The sequence below is a fragment of the Buttiauxella sp. AC038 genome, assembly GCF_979253565.1.
In genome coordinates this window covers 4,305,790-4,325,799 of record NZ_CEEDCQ010000001.1, presented here as the reverse complement: position 1 = coordinate 4,325,799, position 20,010 = coordinate 4,305,790, and the positions used below count along the sequence as shown (strand labels likewise).

Here is a 20,010-nt window from a genome sequence, read left to right as displayed (position 1 = left end):
TTCAGATATATATCATCATCATGAACCTTACGGGAAATGCATAGTGCTTTCCCTTATCTATTCGAGGACAGATGATGAGTGACAACCCTGCTTTCAATAAAATATGCTCCCCCCTTGACTTACTCCCTGATGATATTGCACAGACGCTAATATGTCGCCTTAATGACGTAATTCATTATCAACCCGTGATTGGCATCATGGGAAAAACGGGTGCCGGTAAATCCAGCCTGTGTAATGCCTTGTTCCGAAGCCCCGTTTCAGCGGTTAGCCATACAACGGCCTGTACCCGTGAACCACGGCGTTTTACCTTATGGGCAGGTGAGAGGCGAGTAACGATAGTTGACCTGCCAGGGGTGGGTGAAAGCGCTGAGCGTGATGCCGAATATGAGTCACTCTACCAGCACATACTGCCGGAACTGGACCTGGTGCTCTGGCTCATAAAAGCCGATGACCGTGCCCTGACGCCGGACTGTGAGTTTTACTTTCGAATGCTCGCACCAGGTGCGTCGGGGCGGGATAAGGTGCTGTTCGTACTAACACAAGCCGATAAAATCGAACCTTCCCGTGAATGGAGCTGTTTTCTTAACCAGCCCTCTGAGCAACAGCAGAAACATATTGAGGAAAAACAGCGTGCGGTTCAGTCACTGTTCCACACTCCCTCACTTCCTGTTATCGCTGTATCTTCAGCCACCGGGTGGCATCTGCCTGAACTGGTAGAAAACCTTTTTCAGTCACTGCCTGCCCGTGCCAGCAGTGCAGTCAGTTCGGTCATTAAACGGCAGTACCGCACACAAAAGATTGAGGATCAGGCAAGTCAGGATTTTGGTAATACCATCAGCGACGTCATGACACAGACCTTGTCAGATATCTCCCTTCCCGCAGCCGTTACCACCGTGCTCAGCTCAGTGATAAATGCAGTTGCCTCTGTTGCCAAAAGTGTCTGGCGATTTTTATTCTGAATCTTCCAGGCGATTACCGGATGGTTTTTATCGTGCAGGAATAACGCATGACCCGAAAAAACTATTCACCTTCGTAGTGCAAGTCCAGGGTGTATTTTGAAAATGATTCAACGCGTCTTAATGATCGATTTTATCGATCGAGTCGATCTGTTTTATTCATTATCACCACGCAAGAGACGGATATAAAATCGCCCAGTAACTTTCTGGGACAGCAATTTTTAGCTAAAAAAATCAATGTGATGAACTCTCACATATTCAGGAGAATGAATATGCCTTTAAGCCTTTGTCTCAGCCTGTCGACCCTGGCTGGACTGATTATTGCATTTGTTGATACGCGCATTTCAGGGTTCTGGTTAACATCGTGGGCCATTGTTATCCTGTGTACCCTTCCGGGGCTGGGCGTCTGGCTGGGGAATGTCATCAGAAAATGGGTGATGCCGGATGCTGTTTACGGGAGTAGTGGCGTAGTCATTAAAGCCCGTATGTTCTGGGCGGTTATGCCTCAGTTTATCGGCTGGTTCATTGGATTGATGGCGGCTCTGGGGACGCTTGGTCTGAGGGGCTGAGAAACGTTCAATCTCAGATGTTCGACCAATATTTATTGTCTTGCTACATCCTTTCATTTCATACCAACGGCCTGCTCATTCGAGCGGGCCGTTTTCTTTTGTCTATCTGAAGGAAAATAACCATGACCCGATTAGCATCCCGCTTTGGTGCGGTGAATCTCGTTCGCCGTGATCGGCCGTTGACCCATGAGGAACTCATGCATTATGTGCCGAGTGTGTTCAGTGAAGAAAAGCATGAATCCCGTAGCTCACGTTATACGTACATTCCCACTATAACACTGCTGGATAACCTGAAGAGTGAAGGGTTCCAGCCCTTCTTTGCCTGTCAGACCCGCGTCCGAAACCTGGATAAACGTGAGCATACCAAACACATGCTGCGCCTGCGTCGTGAAGGGCAAATCACCGGCAAACAGGTGCCAGAAATTATCCTGCTTAACAGCCATGATGGCTCCAGTTCTTACCAGATGTTACCGGGTTTATTCAGATCGGTTTGCCAGAATGGACTGATTTGCGGTGAGAGTTTTGGTGAGGTACGCGTGCCGCATAAAGGCAATGTGGTGGAGAAAGTCATTGAAGGGGCTTACGAAGTACTGGGGATTTTTGACCGGGTGGAAGAGAAGCGCGATGCCATGCAGTCGCTTTTGTTACCTCCACCAGCACAGCAGGCGATGGCGAAAGCAGCATTAACTTATCGTTTTGGTGAAGAGCATCAACCGGTGACGGAATCACAGATACTTTCCCCACGCCGCTGGCAGGACGAAAGCAATGATCTCTGGACCACCTACCAGCGTATTCAGGAAAACCTGATTAAAGGTGGCTTGTCGGGACGGACAGCTAAAGGTGGCCGTGCCCATACCCGCGCCGTTAAAGGTATCGATGGTGATGTGAAGCTCAATCGCGCCCTGTGGGTGATGGCTGAGAACATGCTGGAATTTCTCGATCATCCACACACGCACTGAAAAAGGGAGAACTGAACTGTGAGCACAAAAGCAATCGCACTACTCCCGTCCGGTCCGTTCACCCGAGAACAGGCCGAAGTCATTGGCAGACAATATCTGAATGTCAGCACTGAAGACGACCAGGGCACCCATTTTCGCCTGGTAGTACGTCACAACGGCGAAATGATCTGGCGGGCATGGAATTTTGAACTGGAGGCCGGAGAAATGCTGAATCGCTATATCGCCAGCCATGGTATTCGCAATCTGTAATTCTTTATCAGTGCACTTAACCTCTCACCATTCCCGCCAGCCTTTATCGGTTGGCTTTTTTATATCCGGAGCTGTTTACCATGAAGACCTCACCAACGCCTACGACTGATACGTCCACTTTATCCCGGACGGTTAACCCGGCAACTATTTCGGCCATTCTCGTGCCAGATGAATACCGCGCCAGTTTCTGGCCGCAGCACTTCGGCACCATTCCACAATGGATCTTGTTGGAGCCACGCATCTTTGCCTGGCTTGACCGGATGTGCGCTGACTACAGTGGCGGTATCTGGAATTTCTACACGCTCAGTAATGGCGGAGCGTTTATAGCCCCCGACAGTGATGAAACTTGGCCTTTGTTTAACGCATTCAATGGCAACGATGCTGAACTCAGCAGTGAAGCTACAGGGATTACCATCTGCCTGTTGGTATTCAGTCACCATGCCTGCCGCACAGAGTGTGATGCGATGACGGAGCACTATTACCGCCTGCGGGATTACGCGCTGCATCATCCGGAATGTGCTGCCATTATGCGGATTATTGATTAAGGATTGAGCATGTCTGAACTGATGTTATCCCCGGTCTTTTCGGTTAATGAGCAGCGCATTATTCGTCGTGCGCTGCGCCTGCTTGAGAAGTATCAACGTCAACCGAGTGAGACATTTACCGCCACCAGCTTTGCTAAAAGCTGGGTGCAATTACAGATGGCTCACCAGGAGCGTGAGGTCTTTATCGTGATGTATCTCGATAATCAACACTGCCTGCTGGAACGAGAAACACTGTTTACCGGCACGCTCAGCCATACAGAGGTGCATCCACGTGAAGTGGTTAAATCTGCCCTGAAGCATAACGCCGCTGCGGTTATTCTGGCGCACAACCATCCGTCCGGTACGAAAGAAATCAGCCAGCAGGATAAACATATCACTCAGCGGATTGTGAAAGCGTTGGCCTTAGTGGAAGTGCGGGTGCTGGATCATCTCGTGGTCGGGAACGAAGTAGTTTCTTTTGCTGAGCATGGTTTGCTTTAAACGGAGGTATTCATGCCATTAATACCATCCCATGAATGGGGGCTGCAAATCGATATGATCCCACGATTTGGAGCAAGGTTGGTTCAGGAGGGAAACCAGCTACATTACCTGGCTGACAGAGCCTGTTTGACTGCGGATTTTACGCCAACACAGCTACAGAAACTGGAACTGGCTTTCCCGCTGTTTATTGAACAACTGGAATCAATGCTTCGTTCCGGTGAGCTAAATCCACAGCAGCAACATCAGGTGATTCAGCTTGCTGGTTTAACCTGCGTAGCGGACACCCATGGTAGCTGTGGTTACGTTTACATTTCTATTTATCCGGCCCATTAACACACTTTCTCTTCTTCTTTTATCAGGACTCCACTCATGCAAATTTCAACTGTACCGACCACGGTATCGGTTTCGTCACGCCTGTCACCCGCGCAGGTGTGGCAGCAACTTTTAACGTATCTGCTGGAGCATCATTACGGCCTGACGCTCAACGACACGCCATTCCATGATGATTCAGCCATCCAGGAACATATCGAAGCAGGAGTTACGCTGGCGGATGCAGTGAATTTCCTCGTGGAACGTTATGAGCTGGTGCGCACTGATCGCAAAGGATTTACCTGGCAGGAGCAGACACCATTCTTAACCGCTACAGATATTCTCAGAGCTAGGCGAGCTACCGGATTAATGAATACATAAATCTTCGAGCCTCCTCCCTGATTTTACCTATTCGCTTTCCACTCTTTTTATTCCTCGCATAATGCGTCTGCCATTTCCGGCAGGCGTGTTTGCTCATATGGACGATTAACGATGAAAACAGAACCCGATGTATTAACCGAGCACAATGAGCTCATCCTTTCGACCAGTATTGAACGCGTTGTCACTGGTCGCGATTCTGCAATCGAGCAGATTGAGCAACTCATCCAGCAGCTTGATGCCGTTTCAAGGTTAACCGCAGAAGTTGGCGGTGGTACTGCACAAGACTGGGCGATGAAATCTGGACATCGTTACGACAGTTGGCTGACTGAAAATGCTGGTAAAGCGGTACCTGCTATCACCCATAATATCGACCGCAATATCTGGCGGGACCTGATGTTGAAGTCTGGCATGATGGCCTTGATGGATGCTCAGGCCCGTGACCAGTGGCATAAGAACCTGGAGGAGGGGGATCTGCCAGCCATCAGCGAGGCGAATATCCTCAGTACTTTTGAGCAGCTACATTTGAACAAAATGGATGTATTTGAGCGTGGCATTATCAATGTCTTCAAAGGGCTGTCGTGGGATTACAAAACCAATAGTCCCTGCAGCTTTGGTAAAAAGATTATCGTCAACAATTTGGTGACGCACAGCCGCTGGGGCTTTAGCTTAAACTGGGGCTGGCGGCGGGATCAATTAGCGGATCTGGAACGAATGTTATTTCTGCTGGATGGTAAACCGGTCCCTGACAATCGTGGCGATGTTACGACACGATTGATGGAGCATATTCGTGATAACCCGACGAAGGACGTTTACGAAGATGAGTTCTTCAGCATCCGTTACTTTCAGAAGGGAACGGCTCATCTAACGTTTAAACGTCTGGAGTTGATTGAAAGGATGAATGACATTCTTGCGAAGCACTATCCGGGGATGCTGGGGCAGTAACACCAGTAATTTTTAATGCTTTTGGACATTGAATTGGGCATGTTGTCGAGTAACTTACTGAATTTGTTTTAAATCACATCTAGCTAAATTTCTGGCTGCCTACCTTGAACAGGTAGTGACGAAATTAAGATTAATCCGATAAGATGCGAGTATTCTACTTTTAAATCACCTTACACACGGAGTATGTGATGGTTCAGGATTCCTCTACATTAGCCCCTTTCTTTCGTTCTCATATCGGAAAAAACAATCAATACAGCCCCGACTGGGGGAAGCACTATCGTCAGCTTGTAGAACAGATCCAAGCCGAAAAACCCAATTTCTCTGCGGATACAATTCGGCAGATTTGGTACGAACGTAGTAATGGTATCTCCAGCCTCAAGCAAGGCGGTATGTCCCAGTTTGAATTTGAAACGGCGCAAAAACAGCTGCTCGCTCTCACCCGTCAGATGGCAGAGGAGTGTACGCAGGAGAACTACGATCGGGTGATTGAGCGCCTTGTGAAACTTAAAACAGATGGGATATTAAACAAAGTATATTGGGCACTCTGCCATCGTGCCTTTGCTGCGCTCTACCCGTCGAAAATTACCAACGTTGTGAATGTCAGCAATTTTTTCAGCAGCTACAACTATTGCAATAACCATTTTCAACTTGGGCTCTCAGAGGACCAGGAGTGGTTCGCTCGCAACCTTGATCTCAAGAAAGCGTTGCACCGCGCACTGGGCAATGATGTCGATCCTATCGAACTCAACATGTCGCTCTGGCATCTCTATACGCAGGTTATTCAGAAGAAGAACGATATTGCGTTAATTGGCAGTGAGACTGCCTTGCCAGAGGATGAGCAAGACGAGGAGGTTACCTCGCCGCAATTGCCAAAAAATACTATTCTCTACGGTCCGCCAGGCACTGGTAAAACTTACCGCACAATCGATCTGGCCGTACGCGCCTGTGAACCAGTAGCCTATTCGCTGCAGGAAGGTAAAGATGAGAACGAAAAACGCCGCGAGCTGAAAAAGATTTATGACCGCCTGATTGCCGAAAAGCGTGTGCGTTTTATTACCTTCCATCAGAGTTTTGGCTATGAAGAGTTTATCGAAGGGCTAAGAGCAGAGACCACCGACGACTGCAATGTGCGCTACGAAATCAAAGCGGGCATTTTTAAGCAAATTTGTGAAGATGCTGCTTTTGGTCACGCCGGTGTTCAGCAGAAGCTTGACGAGGCGCTTGCCCGTCTACAAGAACGTTTAGCTGAGAGTGGAAGCATTACCCTTGAAACGCAGCAGGGTAAAGCCTTCCAACTGGCTTACAAGAGCCAGACCACCTTTGGTATCTTTCCGTCGCAATCGAAAAAAGAGGATTTAGGGCAGGGTTACAATGCATACCTCAAGAATATCAGTCTGGTTTACCAAAACCCTCAGGCAAAGGTACACAATCCGTCATATGTACGAAGTATCCTTAATTATCTGATTAAACAGGAAGGTTTGCCTTCCAACCCACAGGAATCTGTATCTGAAAAACGTCAGAACTACGTTCTAATTATTGACGAAATTAACCGTGGCAATATCTCCAAAATCTTCGGCGAACTGATCACCCTGATAGAAACCTCTAAACGTTTCGGGGAACCGGAGGCGCTTAGCGTGATGCTGCCTTACTCTTCTACCTCGTTCAGCGTACCGAACAATCTCTATTTAATCGGCACCATGAACACCGCTGACCGTTCGCTCACCGCACTGGATACCGCCCTTCGTCGCCGATTCGAGTTTGAAGCGATGCTGCCTGATATCACGGTTCTGAAAGAGACGGTCGTCAAAGGCATTGATCTACCACTACTGTTGCAGACCCTTAATGACCGCATTCAGGTGTTGTACGACAGAGAACATACCCTGGGCCATGCCTTTTTCATTCCAGTTGTACAGGCTAAAGAGGACGAAGAACTGGCCTTCGAAAGGCTCAAGCGGATTATGCGAAACAAGGTGCTGCCACTGCTGGAGGAGTACTTCTACAACGACTGGCAAAAAATCCGTATGGTGCTGGGCGACAATCAAAAAAGCGAAAACCCGCACCTACAATTCGTGTGTGAGGTGAAAGACCAAAAACAGTTTGCGGATCTTTTTGGCAATAGCGGAACTGAAGATCTGCATGATATCGGTGCCAGTTTCCATTTGGCCTCTGAGAGCGACGATGTCTGGGATAATCCGCTCGCCTGGCAACAAATTTATGCACCCAAAAATAGTAATCTTGGGAGCAGGGAATGACGTCTCGTCGAAACTTTTCCGTCTTCGAATACGGGCTTCTGGTTGATGAGAATGATAGGGGCCGCATAAATAATGCGGTCGTTCTGCCCTCCAAGCTGTTTGAGTGGCTTGAGCAACGGTGTCTGAAAGATGACGCGGATAACACTCATCGTCTGCTAACCCTGCGCAGTCGGGGTAGTGTAAAAACGCTTCAAGTAAAAAATTATGCTGGTGTTATTTCTCTTCCGGGTAATGCGTTTATTGAAGTATTGCCAAAAACGGGACGGCGTGAAGACAACATTGATATTGCACGTCAGCAGCTTTTGATGATGCTACGCACGCTAAAATCTTTTCGCCATATTGCTACTTCAGCATCCAGAGTCCGAACCTCGAAGATGCCGCTGATGGATGTATTTATTCAGCAGTTTATCGATAGCGTACAGCAGATTGTGCGCCAGGGTCTAAAGCGTGATTACGTACGTCAGCAGGACAATCTGCCATGGATGAAAGGGAAGTTAAGGGTCTCCGCTCAATTAAGCAAAAACTGCGTGCGTCGGGATCGCTTTCAGGTGGAGTTTGACGATTACAGCGCCGAACGTCCGGAAAACCGGATACTGAAAACAGCCATCGATAAGATCCGTCGCCAGATCAGCAACCCGCAGCTACTAATACAAGTTAACTCTTTGCAGGTGCACTTTGACGATATTGCGCCTGTTGGTGATGTTTGCATGGCCTTCGACCAGGTACGTCTCGACCGGCATATGTGTCACTATGAACTTGCCTTGGCGTGGGCGCGGCTGATTTTGATGGGGCAGTCGCCCCACTGCATGCAGGGCGACGCCAACGCAATTTCACTGCTTTTCCCAATGGAAGCTGTGTTTGAATCTTTTGTGACTGCATGGATGCGTCATCGTTATAACGATAACTGGCATGTGAAGGCACAGGTAGATTCACATACCTTGGTTCGTCTCAATGGCAAAGGAGTATTTAAGCTTAGACCCGATATCCATCTACGACCTCGTGGGGAGAATGGAGACCAGGCGATGATTTGTGATGTTAAATGGAAAATGGTGGAGAGCGGAAAGGCGACACTCGAACAGTCGCAGGCTGACCTTTACCAGATGCTGGCCTACGGTGTGAACTATCAGGAGGGAATAGGGGATATGCTGCTGATTTATCCTTCGCATGAGGGTTTTAGTCAGCCGTTAGCTCATCCATATGAATTTAGCCATCAAAAGGAAAACCCGCTGCGTTTATGGGTTGTGCCATTTTTCATTGGTGACAGTTTGCAAAGTTCTGGCGTGCGTTTCCCTGATGGGAAAATATTGATTTAAAACCGTGTTATTCTCTTTCATACGGTTAGCCATAACGGTGTTGTACTGATATGGCTCTGTACCCACTTGCATTGTCTGATTTTTGTACGGATTTTTGTTTGTGGGTACAAGTGCGGGTATAATCTCTAAGTGTTAAAAATAAATAACATTGAAATCAGTTTGTTGAGTTAGTTATTCGAGTCCGGCCTTCGAACCGTGCAGCCAAACGGCGTGCAGTACAACCAGTAGCAGACGCCGACAACCTGATATTTCACGCATGCAGGTGACAGGGCCGAGGCGGCGATTTCAGGTGTGGTAATGGCCCGAGCCGACAGCGAGCTCAGCGCCAGCACAATTAAAAGCCGTTGAAGAGTGATAAACATAAGCACCTGCGGTAACGGGTAATACCGCAGGTGTAAGGTTTTTTTACCGCTCAGGCCTTATGAAATTGAATACTGGCTGTGAATAATTTCAGACCGTTATCTCACCCTTGGCCAGCTTAAACGTTGTACTGGCGACGCGAGCCGTAAGGATAAACGGCCCACGGGTAACGTATTAGCCCGAATATCAGCACAACGCGACGGGCTTGCCGCTCTCCAGGCTCTTGTGCACCGCCTCGCAAATCCGACTGGCCTGTAATCCGTCGTTTGCTGTTGCCGTATAAGGCGTTCCGTTTTTTACTGCTTTGATAAAGTCGTTAATCGGGTCAATACCAAAGCCGCTGGCGACGTTATCCCGATAGGTAATAAAATAGCTGTTCGGCGTTTTCGTCCGTTCCGGGGTGACGATCTCCAGCCCGCGATCCTGCGAGTTGGACCGTATATAAGTGTTGTCGCAGACTATCGCGATGCGCCCGTCGTTATCTTTCGGGAAGCCGTCCGGCAGTACCCAGCCGTTTTCCACCACCCATGAGCTGCCATCTTCCATCAGCAGGGTGCTCTGCACACTGTCCCAGGTATCAATGCCCCGCTCGGCCAGCAGGCGCTTCTGCCCGACGGCGTAGACCGATTTCACCTCCTGCCCGCTGATATAGCGCACCAGATCGAAGCAGTGAGAGCCAAGAAACCACACCGGCGAACTCTGTGCCGACCAGCCAAGCCATGTGGTGGGAACGGCAATCACATCATCCATGCTGATATAGCCCCGGATAATATTCCCGGCGCTGGCTTCCTGTGTAGCCATGCGTACGCGGATCGTTGCCGGGTCCCAGCGTTTGTGAAAATCAACGCCAATGGTCACACCGTGCCGTTCGGCAGCATCAATAATATCGCGGCAGTCAGCAACCGAGGTCGCCAGCGGCTTCTCAATCAGCACATGCTTACCCTTCGCGATAGCCTGTAAAGCGGGTTCTTTATGGTATGGATCGGAGGTGGCGACAGAAATAACGTCTACATCCTCCTTATCCAGCAGCGCCCGGAGGCTGGCGTAACCCGGCAAATTCAGTTCATTTGCCACACTATCGCAGCGTTCTGGATCTGAATCGCAGACGGCAATCAGTTCGACTTCGGGGTTATTTAAGTAAGCATTAATGTGGTGTCTGCCGTAGATGCCAACGCCCACCACGGCGGTTTTGATTTTGTTCATGATGGTCACCTTTAAAAAAGTCCGAGGGAAAATGCCCAGCCGATAATGACCGCCAGCGGCCCGGTTAGCTGGCGGGACAGCAGGAACGCAGGCACGCCTTTGGCGATAGTCTCCGGTTTCGCCTCCTGCATCGACAGCCCTACCGGCACGAAATCACAGCCCACCTGGACGTTGATGGCGAACAGGGCGGGCAGCGCGAAGGCCGGGGAAATATTGCCTGCGCCAATCTGGGTGCCTATCATCACGCCGATAACCTGTGAGATAGCGGCCCCCGGGCCGAGTATCGGCGACAGAAACGGAATGCCGCAGATAAAAGACAGCAGCACCAGTCCCCACAGCGAACTGGCGAGCGGCGTCAGGGCGTGCGCAATAAGGCTGCCCAGGGCAGTTTCCTGTACCACCGCAATCAGCACCGAGACAAAGGCCATAAATGGAATGACGTTGCGCAGAGAGACATCCACCGCCTCGCGGCTGGCGGCAAACAGCAGGGCAACGACCTGGCCCGTCGCAGTACCGGTTTTCTCCACCAGATGCACCAGTCGAGCCATACCCTGTTCCGGCGGCTGATGTTCAGACCCTGTTGCGGTGCTCCCTCGCTCTGCCGCAGTCACCCCGACTGACGGCGAGCCATAACGGTCATCGTTCTGTTGCATTTCAGGCTGCTGCAGCTGCGCCAGCGTAACGCCTGAAACGTAGTTATCCTCCGTGATAAACTCCGCCAGCGGACCAGCCTTGCCGGTGGGTAGCACATTGATGGTGGGGATGCCTTTCTTTGGATACAGCCCGCAGCGCAGGGAACCGCCGCAGTTAATCACCACGCAGAGCAGTTCTTCATCTGACGGCACGCAGGAGAAACCGTTCACCACTTCAGACTGGGTGAGCGCGCCGATTTCGATGGCGAGCGGATGGGGTTCCCGCCCGGTGAGCGACAGCACCTTTTTGCCACTGCCGACGGGCAGCAGCAGGCCGTTACCGTAGCCGCCAGGGCCGGGAGGAATATGAAGATTATTCATGATACGGCCTCCACAATAATCAGATTATCTTTTAAGTCAGACAGGGCCGGGCAGGTGCCGCAGAGATGCAGGCAACCGGCATGGCGGGCGAAAAGACTGGCGTCAAACAACAGGGTCAGATGACCGAGTTCATACAGATTGTGCTGTGCCTCACGGCCAGCCGCAGTTATCAGATATTCCTCCCCGGCCACCTGTAGCCGATCGCCGGGAAGTATCTGCACAGTGGGATGCTTAAACACGGGGGATAACACCAGGGCATAGTCGAGGCAGTCTGCAGGCCCTGCGGCATCAAAGGTAATCAGCATATTATCTGCCAGCCCGTCCGCCACGCATGGGCCTGTTCGCACGATACGCGCATTGTAGATAATCATGGCGTTGCCCTCCCGCTGGTATCTTTGCGGCTAAGACGCAGAAACAGATACTCAGTGATGATGCCCCGGATCAGGCCGATAACGATGGCGGCAGCGATATAGCGCAACGCCAGTTCGGTGACCGGAAGATGAAGGGCTTTTAACCCTGCAGCCACCCCGAGCCAGACAAACAGCTCTGACGGCACCACGTGGGGAAACAAACTGGTTAGTGGATGGGCGGTCGTACCGAGGGCATCCTCATAACCGGGCTTGCTCTTTTCCGGCAGCAGCTTGCCAAGCGTGAGTGCCCCGGGGCTGCTCATAAAGAACCAGCCGAGCACCGGAAGGACGCCATACGTAAGAATGCGTGAGCGGCCAAACAGTGCCGCCACGCGCTGCATGCGGGCTTCACCGGTGAGTTTCATCAGAAAGTTAATTGCCAGCAGCAGGGTGATGAGCATAGGGATAATGCCGCTCATCATATCGAGAAAGATCTTACCGGCGGCCTGGAACAGATGAATAAAGCCTTCAGCAAGGGAGATAATGAACATGGGCTCCTCCTGTCTGAAAGCGTATTACAGCGGGTTGCATTGATACATCCTGGATTTTGGTACGCATAAACAACTCCTCTTGGTAGCACGATGAGAATGCCCTGCCTGAAGACGAAAAAACGATTCCGGGAACAGGGCGTTAACGTTTTTCCGGAACCGGAAAACAGGGTCCTGGTGCGACGACTTTCATGCCCGGCAACGGCTGTTTTGGCAGGCGGTACTCCTCCTGGCCGCTGTAACGGGTGGGCCAGATAGTGGCCGGATGAACTTTCAGGGCAGTTGCGATTAACCATTCGCCTTTGGGCCATGGACGGCTAAGCGTATTTGCCAGCGTGGAAGACGCCAGCCCCGCTCCACGCGAGAGCGCCGCCAGGCTGGTGCCACGTTTGTGCAGGGCGGCGATGATGTCGGCTGGGTGCCAGTCTTGTTTAGTCATTCTGGTTACCTCCGATGTAGACTATGAGTCACATTGGTGTATGCTAGCACGCTTTTTATGTGACTCATAGTCCGTGGAACAATAGGCAACAAAGATTGATGCTGGCCCTATGGAAGAGACCGGATCAATCAAAAAAATGCTAGGCAACCGAATCAGGGAACTTCGTCAAGAGGCGGGGTTTTCTCAGGAAGGTTTTGCCGATAAATGTGGTATTGATCGTTCATATATGAGTGGAATTGAGCGCGGAGTAAGAAACCCTACACTTGAAATTTTGTGGGCAATTTCCTGTGCCTTGGGGTTGAATCTTAGCAATCTGTTTATGTTCGAAAATAAAGAAAAAGTAAGAAAGAGAAATCACTACATGTGACTGATAGTCCGTGGTCTGATAGACGACAACACGTCATCTTTTCTGGATGAAAAATTCATCTAGAATTCAGGCCCTTTTGGGGCACATCTTAAACAACTTAGGCTACAAGCGGGCTTATCGCAGGAAGCATTTGCTGATAAGTGTGGCTTAGATCGTACATACGTGAGCGGAATTGAACGAGGTGTTAGAAATCCCACCCTTGAAGTGATCAGTATCCTAGCAGCCGGGTTAGAGATTGAGATTGGTAAACTGTTTGAATTTAGCTAATTGATTTTATAGAACGACTAATTATTGTCTTTCTAATATTTAATACTCCCAGAAAGTGATTTCGTTCAACCACCTGCCAGCCAGATTCTCTGATAATGTTTCCCGCAAGGGGGAGTGTTATGTCAGAGAACTTACAATCCAGTATTTTTCAAACCTTAACTGAAGCTAAAGAAGCGCCCTATGGCGCTTTTGAAAATTAGTTGTTCTGGTATAAGTCCCAGCGATTTCCGTAGAGATCTTCAAATACAACCACCGTCCCGTACTCTTCCTCACGTGGCTCCTCGCAGAATTTAACGCCTGCGGCCTTCATAGCATTGTAGTCCCGCCAGAAGTCATCGGTTTGAAGGAAAAGGAATACCCTGCCGCCACACTGATTACCAATAAAGCCGTCCTGCTTTTCGTTTGAGGCTCGAGCCAGAAGTATATTACAGTCGCTTTCCGGGTTAGGTGTAACCACGACCCAGCGTTTTCCCGGCTGCGGTGTATCCTCAACGAGGGTAAAGCCCAGCTTCTCCGTGTAATATTCAATTGCCCGATCATAGTCATCAACAACTATGGCCACATATCCCATACATCGCTTCTGAGTTCTCATTTTCGACTCCTTCAGGTTTCAGGCATCACTACAATCATTTTTATTGGCAAAAAAAGCATAGAACGACAGTCCTACATTACTGCCCGCATGTTCTCTCCTTCCTCGTTCTCAGGGTCCTGAGTCTAGGTAAACCGGTTCGCATACGGTTTACATGTTTGCTGCATTTAAGCTGATAACACAACTGCGAATCGACGCAGGCCGAAAGCAGGTAGTACCGAAAATCCGAAGTGTACATATAAAGGAACGATGCGTGTGGGGTTCATCGTGGCTCGGCTGTAACAACTGTTCACTTGCGAGAAGCCGGATACATTCACGCATGATGCTGCCGCCATCAAAAGCTTTGCTCTCCATGTCGCCAAACTTCTTACACCTTCCTATATATAGAAGGAAGAACAGGAGATGGCATGTTTAAGGCAGATCTCGCGGTTAGGAACGCTAACCTCGGCTTCGCGAAGGATATAAATGAACGGTGAGGCAGAAAAATGCGTCTTCATGGGGTGTTTCTGGTGTTGCAGATGACGTTATTACTGACTTTGAGGTGAGTTTATCAAGGGGAGTCGATAAGTTTTGTGGATAACTTTGTGTGTAACTGCGTATAAGGCGGGGTTTTGCTGGGGATTGCAGCAGTCAGTCAAATTAACGCATATTTAGGCTTGCAGCCTCCGGATAACTCCCTATAATGCGCCTCCATCGACACGGAACATGTGAACAACATCACAGAGTAACGGCGGCGATGAGAGTCAAATATCCTGAAATTAAGGGTTGACTCTGAAAGAGGAAAGCGTAATATACGCCACCTCGAGTTAGCAAGCGAAAGCGCCTAACTCACTGCTCTTTAACAATTTATCAGACAATCTGTGTGGGCACTCGCAGGATTGATATCTCAGATACCTCCGGGTATCAAAAAAATATCAAGTCTTGAAGAGTGACCAAGCAGTAATTCATTTAGTTGAATTATTACGAAAGTTAATTTTTGAGCACCGCTTCACGAGTTGAAGCAAATCAAGCTTTTAATTGAAGAGTTTGATCATGGCTCAGATTGAACGCTGGCGGCAGGCCTAACACATGCAAGTCGAGCGGTAGCACAGGGAGCTTGCTCCTGGGTGACGAGCGGCGGACGGGTGAGTAATGTCTGGGAAACTGCCTGATGGAGGGGGATAACTACTGGAAACGGTAGCTAATACCGCATAACGTCTTCGGACCAAAGAGGGGGACCTTCGGGCCTCTTGCCATCAGATGTGCCCAGATGGGATTAGCTAGTAGGTGAGGTAATGGCTCACCTAGGCGACGATCCCTAGCTGGTCTGAGAGGATGACCAGCCACACTGGAACTGAGACACGGTCCAGACTCCTACGGGAGGCAGCAGTGGGGAATATTGCACAATGGGCGCAAGCCTGATGCAGCCATGCCGCGTGTATGAAGAAGGCCTTCGGGTTGTAAAGTACTTTCAGCGAGGAGGAAGGCATTGTGGTTAATAACCGCAGTGATTGACGTTACTCGCAGAAGAAGCACCGGCTAACTCCGTGCCAGCAGCCGCGGTAATACGGAGGGTGCAAGCGTTAATCGGAATTACTGGGCGTAAAGCGCACGCAGGCGGTTTGTCAAGTCGGATGTGAAATCCCCGGGCTCAACCTGGGAACTGCATTCGAAACTGGCAAGCTAGAGTCTTGTAGAGGGGGTAGAATTCCAGGTGTAGCGGTGAAATGCGTAGAGATCTGGAGGAATACCGGTGGCGAAGGCGGCCCCCTGGACAAAGACTGACGCTCAGGTGCGAAAGCGTGGGGAGCAAACAGGATTAGATACCCTGGTAGTCCACGCCGTAAACGATGTCGACTTGGAGGTTGTTCCCTTGAGGAGTGGCTTCCGGAGCTAACGCGTTAAGTCGACCGCCTGGGGAGTACGGCCGCAAGGTTAAAACTCAAATGAATTGACGGGGGCCCGCACAAGCGGTGGAGCATGTGGTTTAATTCGATGCAACGCGAAGAACCTTACCTACTCTTGACATCCACAGAATTCGGCAGAGATGCCTTAGTGCCTTCGGGAACTGTGAGACAGGTGCTGCATGGCTGTCGTCAGCTCGTGTTGTGAAATGTTGGGTTAAGTCCCGCAACGAGCGCAACCCTTATCCTTTGTTGCCAGCGGTTCGGCCGGGAACTCAAAGGAGACTGCCAGTGATAAACTGGAGGAAGGTGGGGATGACGTCAAGTCATCATGGCCCTTACGAGTAGGGCTACACACGTGCTACAATGGCGCATACAAAGAGAAGCGACCTCGCGAGAGCAAGCGGACCTCATAAAGTGCGTCGTAGTCCGGATCGGAGTCTGCAACTCGACTCCGTGAAGTCGGAATCGCTAGTAATCGTAGATCAGAATGCTACGGTGAATACGTTCCCGGGCCTTGTACACACCGCCCGTCACACCATGGGAGTGGGTTGCAAAAGAAGTAGGTAGCTTAACCTTCGGGAGGGCGCTTACCACTTTGTGATTCATGACTGGGGTGAAGTCGTAACAAGGTAACCGTAGGGGAACCTGCGGTTGGATCACCTCCTTACCTAATAGATACAAACCGGCGTAGTGCTCACACAGATTGTCTGATAGAAGTAAATGAGCAAGCGATATCCTGTTATCAGGATTATTCGTGTCCCCATCGTCTAGAGGCCTAGGACACTGCCCTTTCACGGCTGTAACAGGGGTTCGAATCCCCTTGGGGACGCCATCTCCGATAATGTGTGAAAGACATTATCACCGAATATCTCAAAACTGACTTTCGAGTCACGTTTGAGATATTGCTCTTTAAAAATCCGGAACAAGCTGAAAATTGAAACGACACACTGTTTCCTTTCTCCGTAATAAGAAAGGAATAGAAGTGTGTTCGAGTCTCTCAAATTTTCACATCATCGATTGTGTCTTACGAGACATCTTCGGGTTGTGAGGTTAAGCGACTAAGCGTACACGGTGGATGCCCTGGCAGTCAGAGGCGATGAAGGACGTGCTAATCTGCGATAAGCGTCGGTAAGGTGATATGAACCGTTATAACCGACGATTTCCGAATGGGGAAACCCAGTGCAATTCGTTGCACTATCGTTAAGTGAATACATAGCTTAACGAAGCGAACCGAGGGAACTGAAACATCTAAGTACCTCGAGGAAAAGAAATCAACCGAGATTCCCCCAGTAGCGGCGAGCGAACGGGGAACAGCCCAGAGTCTGAATCAGTTTGTGCATTAGTGGAAGCGTCTGGAAAGTCGCAGGGTACAGGGTGATACTCCCGTACACAAAAATGCACTTGCTGTGAACTCGAAGAGTAGGGCGGGACACGTGGTATCCTGTCTGAATATGGGGGGACCATCCTCCAAGGCTAAATACTCCTGACTGACCGATAGCGAACAAGTACCGTGAGGGAAAGGCGAAAAGAACCCCGGTGAGGGGAGTGAAACAGAACCTGAAACCGTGTACGTACAAGCAGTGGGAGCCTCTTTTATGGGGTGACTGCGTACCTTTTGTATAATGGGTCAGCGACTTATATTCTGTAGCAAGGTTAACCGTATAGGGGAGCCGCAGGGAAACCGAGTCTTAACTGGGCGTTAAGTTGCAGGGTATAGACCCGAAACCCGGTGATCTAGCCATGGGCAGGTTGAAGGTTGGGTAACACTAACTGGAGGACCGAACCGACTAATGTTGAAAAATTAGCGGATGACTTGTGGCTGGGGGTGAAAGGCCAATCAAACCGGGAGATAGCTGGTTCTCCCCGAAAGCTATTTAGGTAGCGCCTCGTGAACTCATCTTCGGGGGTAGAGCACTGTTTCGGCTAGGGGGCCATCCCGGCTTACCAACCCGATGCAAACTACGAATACCGAAGAATGTTATCACGGGAGACACACGGCGGGTGCTAACGTCCGTCGTGAAGAGGGAAACAACCCAGACCGCCAGCTAAGGTCCCAAAGTCATGGTTAAGTGGGAAACGATGTGGGAAGGCACAGACAGCCAGGATGTTGGCTTAGAAGCAGCCATCATTTAAAGAAAGCGTAATAGCTCACTGGTCGAGTCGGCCTGCGCGGAAGATGTAACGGGGCTAAACCATGCACCGAAGCTGCGGCAGCGACGCTTATGCGTTGTTGGGTAGGGGAGCGTTCTGTAAGCCGTCGAAGCTTGCCTGTGAGGGCAGGTGGAGGTATCAGAAGTGCGAATGCTGACATAAGTAACGATAAAGCGGGTGAAAAACCCGCTCGCCGGAAGACCAAGGGTTCCTGTCCAACGTTAATCGGGGCAGGGTGAGTCGACCCCTAAGGCGAGGCCGAAAGGCGTAGTCGATGGGAAACAGGTTAATATTCCTGTACTCGGTGTGACTGCGAAGGGGGGACGGAGAGGGCTATGTTAGCCGGGCGACGGTTGTCCCGGTTTAAGCATGTAGGCGGAGAGTTTAGGTAAATCCGGACTCTTATCTAACGCTGAGGTGTGATGACGAGGCACTACGGTGCTGAAGTAACAAATGCCGCACTTCCAGGAAAAGCCTCTAAGCATCAGGTCACATCAAATCGTACCCCAAACCGACACAGGTGGTCAGGTAGAGAATACCAAGGCGCTTGAGAGAACTCGGGTGAAGGAACTAGGCAAAATGGTGCCGTAACTTCGGGAGAAGGCACGCTGTCGGTAGGTGAAGTCCCTCGCGGATGGAGCTGAAGGCAGTCGAAGATACCAGCTGGCTGCAACTGTTTATTAAAAACACAGCACTGTGCAAACACGAAAGTGGACGTATACGGTGTGACGCCTGCCCGGTGCCGGAAGGTTAATTGATGGGGTTAAGCGCAAGCTGAAGCTCTTGATCGAAGCCCCGGTAAACGGCGGCCGTAACTATAACGGTCCTAAGGTAGCGAAATTCCTTGTCGGGTAAGTTCCGACCTGCACGAATGGCGTAATGATGGCCAGGCTGTCTCCACCCGAGACTCAGTGAAATTGAAATCGCTGTGAAGATGCAGTGTACCCGCGGCAAGACGGAAAGACCCCGTGAACCTTTACTATAGCTTGACACTGAACACTGGTCCTTGATGTGTAGGATAGGTGGGAGGCTTTGAAGCGAGGACGCCAGTTCTTGTGGAGCCAACCTTGAAATACCACCCTTTAATGGCTGGTGTTCTAACGTAGACCCGTAATCCGGGTTGCGGACAGTGTCTGGTGGGTAGTTTGACTGGGGCGGTCTCCTCCTAAAGCGTAACGGAGGAGCACGAAGGTTAGCTAATCACGGTCGGACATCGTGAGGTTAGTGCAAAGGCATAAGCTAGCTTGACTGCGAGAGTGACGGCTCGAGCAGGTGCGAAAGCAGGTCTTAGTGATCCGGTGGTTCTGAATGGAAGGGCCATCGCTCAACGGATAAAAGGTACTCCGGGGATAACAGGCTGATACCGCCCAAGAGTTCATATCGACGGCGGTGTTTGGCACCTCGATGTCGGCTCATCACATCCTGGGGCTGAAGTAGGTCCCAAGGGTATGGCTGTTCGCCATTTAAAGTGGTACGCGAGCTGGGTTTAGAACGTCGTGAGACAGTTCGGTCCCTATCTGCCGTGGGCGCTGGAGAATTGAGGGGGGCTGCTCCTAGTACGAGAGGACCGGAGTGGACGCATCACTGGTGTTCGGGTTGTCATGCCAATGGCATTGCCCGGTAGCTAAATGCGGAAAAGATAAGCGCTGAAAGCATCTAAGCGCGAAACTTGCCCCGAGATGAATTCTCCCTGGGAACTTGATTCCCCTGAAGGAACGTTGAAGACTACGACGTTGATAGGCTGGGTGTGTAAGCGTAGCGATACGTTGAGCTAACCAGTACTAATGATCCGTGAGGCTTAACCTTACAACACCGAAGGTGTTTTGGTTGAGAGACTAAGCATTTGATTTTCAGCTTGAACCGAGATTTTAAGTCGATGGTT

At 50.3% G+C, this 20,010-nt stretch carries 18 protein-coding genes, 1 tRNA gene, 2 rRNA genes and 3 pseudogenes; 16 read left to right on the top strand and 8 right to left on the bottom strand.

Translation table 11 applies throughout. From position 1 onward, the window contains the following. Positions 1-74 precede the first annotated feature (74 nt). The 11 genes from AC0IXI_RS20510 (at position 75) to AC0IXI_RS20460 (ending at position 8,955) form a co-directional block, all read left to right on the top strand. Entirely contained in the window at positions 75-959 is an 885-nt protein-coding gene (locus AC0IXI_RS20510) for a GTPase family protein (protein WP_471683016.1), read from the top strand. Between the two features lie 269 nt (positions 960-1,228). Beyond that, positions 1,229-1,525 carry a permease gene (locus AC0IXI_RS20505; RefSeq protein ID WP_471683015.1) on the top strand — a complete coding sequence of 99 codons (297 nt, stop codon included), beginning with the start codon at positions 1,229-1,231 and terminating at the stop codon, positions 1,523-1,525. 122 nt (positions 1,526-1,647) lie between these two features. Then, the gene (locus tag AC0IXI_RS20500; RefSeq protein WP_471683014.1) at positions 1,648-2,484 is read left to right on the top strand and encodes a DUF932 domain-containing protein; all 837 of its coding nucleotides are present in this window, start codon (positions 1,648-1,650) and stop codon (positions 2,482-2,484) included. An 18-nt stretch (positions 2,485-2,502) separates the two neighbouring features. After that, the gene (locus tag AC0IXI_RS20495; protein WP_181596958.1) at positions 2,503-2,733 is read left to right on the top strand and encodes a DUF905 domain-containing protein; all 231 of its coding nucleotides are present in this window, start codon (positions 2,503-2,505) and stop codon (positions 2,731-2,733) included. A gap of 80 nt (positions 2,734-2,813) precedes the next feature. Then, the gene (locus AC0IXI_RS20490; RefSeq protein WP_471683013.1) at positions 2,814-3,278 is read left to right on the top strand and encodes an antirestriction protein; all 465 of its coding nucleotides are present in this window, start codon (positions 2,814-2,816) and stop codon (positions 3,276-3,278) included. A 9-nt stretch (positions 3,279-3,287) separates the two neighbouring features. Beyond that, positions 3,288-3,758 (top strand): RadC family protein, encoded by a 471-nt coding sequence (gene radC, locus AC0IXI_RS20485; protein ID WP_471683012.1) that lies wholly within the window; start codon positions 3,288-3,290, stop codon positions 3,756-3,758. A 12-nt stretch (positions 3,759-3,770) separates the two neighbouring features. Next, positions 3,771-4,091 carry a type IV toxin-antitoxin system YeeU family antitoxin gene (locus tag AC0IXI_RS20480; protein ID WP_471683011.1) on the top strand — a complete coding sequence of 107 codons (321 nt, stop codon included), beginning with the start codon at positions 3,771-3,773 and terminating at the stop codon, positions 4,089-4,091. A 36-nt stretch (positions 4,092-4,127) separates the two neighbouring features. After that, the gene (locus AC0IXI_RS20475) at positions 4,128-4,448 is read left to right on the top strand and encodes a TA system toxin CbtA family protein (protein ID WP_471683010.1); all 321 of its coding nucleotides are present in this window, start codon (positions 4,128-4,130) and stop codon (positions 4,446-4,448) included. 111 nt (positions 4,449-4,559) lie between these two features. Beyond that, positions 4,560-5,390, top strand: coding sequence for a DUF4942 domain-containing protein (locus AC0IXI_RS20470; protein WP_471683009.1), 831 nt, complete (start codon positions 4,560-4,562; stop codon positions 5,388-5,390). A 188-nt stretch (positions 5,391-5,578) separates the two neighbouring features. Further along, the gene (locus tag AC0IXI_RS20465; RefSeq protein ID WP_471683008.1) at positions 5,579-7,642 is read left to right on the top strand and encodes an McrB family protein; all 2,064 of its coding nucleotides are present in this window, start codon (positions 5,579-5,581) and stop codon (positions 7,640-7,642) included. Further along, a complete protein-coding gene (locus AC0IXI_RS20460) occupies positions 7,639-8,955 on the top strand; it encodes an McrC family protein (protein WP_471683007.1) in 1,317 nt (438 codons plus the stop codon). The genes AC0IXI_RS20465 and AC0IXI_RS20460 overlap by 4 nt, the downstream gene beginning before the upstream one ends. A gap of 188 nt (positions 8,956-9,143) precedes the next feature. Here AC0IXI_RS20460 and AC0IXI_RS20455 read toward each other — a convergent pair. From AC0IXI_RS20455 to AC0IXI_RS20430, 6 genes and pseudogenes are all read right to left on the bottom strand, one after another. Beyond that, positions 9,144-9,317 (bottom strand): annotated as a pseudogene (locus AC0IXI_RS20455) (TIGR03756 family integrating conjugative element protein); the annotation flags it as partial. Between the two features lie 184 nt (positions 9,318-9,501). Beyond that, on the bottom strand, positions 9,502-10,518 hold the full coding sequence (locus AC0IXI_RS20450; RefSeq protein WP_471683258.1) for a Gfo/Idh/MocA family protein: 1,017 nt from the start codon (positions 10,516-10,518) through the stop codon (positions 9,502-9,504). A gap of 11 nt (positions 10,519-10,529) precedes the next feature. Then, complete coding sequence (gene srlE / locus AC0IXI_RS20445) at positions 10,530-11,531, bottom strand: PTS glucitol/sorbitol transporter subunit IIB (protein ID WP_422569615.1); 1,002 nt, start codon at positions 11,529-11,531, stop codon at positions 10,530-10,532. Then, complete coding sequence (locus AC0IXI_RS20440) at positions 11,528-11,902, bottom strand: PTS glucitol/sorbitol transporter subunit IIA (protein WP_471683006.1); 375 nt, start codon at positions 11,900-11,902, stop codon at positions 11,528-11,530. The genes srlE and AC0IXI_RS20440 overlap by 4 nt, the downstream gene beginning before the upstream one ends. Further along, positions 11,899-12,432, bottom strand: a complete 534-nt coding sequence (srlA, locus tag AC0IXI_RS20435; RefSeq protein ID WP_413499946.1) for a PTS glucitol/sorbitol transporter subunit IIC — start codon at positions 12,430-12,432, stop codon at positions 11,899-11,901. Before srlA ends, AC0IXI_RS20440 begins: the two co-directional genes overlap by 4 nt. A gap of 139 nt (positions 12,433-12,571) precedes the next feature. Next, positions 12,572-12,868 carry a helix-turn-helix domain-containing protein gene (locus tag AC0IXI_RS20430; protein ID WP_422569617.1) on the bottom strand — a complete coding sequence of 99 codons (297 nt, stop codon included), beginning with the start codon at positions 12,866-12,868 and terminating at the stop codon, positions 12,572-12,574. 109 nt (positions 12,869-12,977) lie between these two features. Here AC0IXI_RS20430 and AC0IXI_RS20425 point away from each other — a divergent pair, with 109 nt between their 5' ends. Next, positions 12,978-13,235: a helix-turn-helix domain-containing protein gene (locus AC0IXI_RS20425; RefSeq protein WP_413499938.1), complete on the top strand. Its 258-nt coding sequence runs from the start codon at positions 12,978-12,980 to the stop codon at positions 13,233-13,235. A gap of 46 nt (positions 13,236-13,281) precedes the next feature. Beyond that, positions 13,282-13,502 (top strand): annotated as a pseudogene (locus AC0IXI_RS20420) (helix-turn-helix domain-containing protein). A 196-nt stretch (positions 13,503-13,698) separates the two neighbouring features. On the opposite strand, the gene AC0IXI_RS20415 reads toward AC0IXI_RS20420, so the two are convergent. Then, positions 13,699-14,094 carry a VOC family protein gene (locus AC0IXI_RS20415; protein ID WP_413499936.1) on the bottom strand — a complete coding sequence of 132 codons (396 nt, stop codon included), beginning with the start codon at positions 14,092-14,094 and terminating at the stop codon, positions 13,699-13,701. 18 nt (positions 14,095-14,112) lie between these two features. Further along, a pseudogene (locus AC0IXI_RS20410) lies at positions 14,113-14,181 on the bottom strand (DUF6500 family protein); the annotation flags it as partial. A 924-nt stretch (positions 14,182-15,105) separates the two neighbouring features. On the opposite strand from AC0IXI_RS20410, the gene AC0IXI_RS20405 reads away from it, so the two are divergent. The 3 genes from AC0IXI_RS20405 to AC0IXI_RS20395 all read left to right on the top strand — a co-directional run bounded on the left by AC0IXI_RS20405 (position 15,106) and on the right by AC0IXI_RS20395 (position 19,934). Next, positions 15,106-16,644, top strand: a 16S ribosomal RNA gene (locus AC0IXI_RS20405). 89 nt (positions 16,645-16,733) lie between these two features. Then, positions 16,734-16,809: transfer RNA gene (locus tag AC0IXI_RS20400), tRNA-Glu, on the top strand. A gap of 216 nt (positions 16,810-17,025) precedes the next feature. After that, positions 17,026-19,934 (top strand): 23S ribosomal RNA (locus AC0IXI_RS20395). The 16S and 23S rRNA genes sit together here with 1 tRNA gene alongside, the layout of an rRNA operon. The last annotated feature ends 76 nt before the right edge of the window (positions 19,935-20,010 follow it).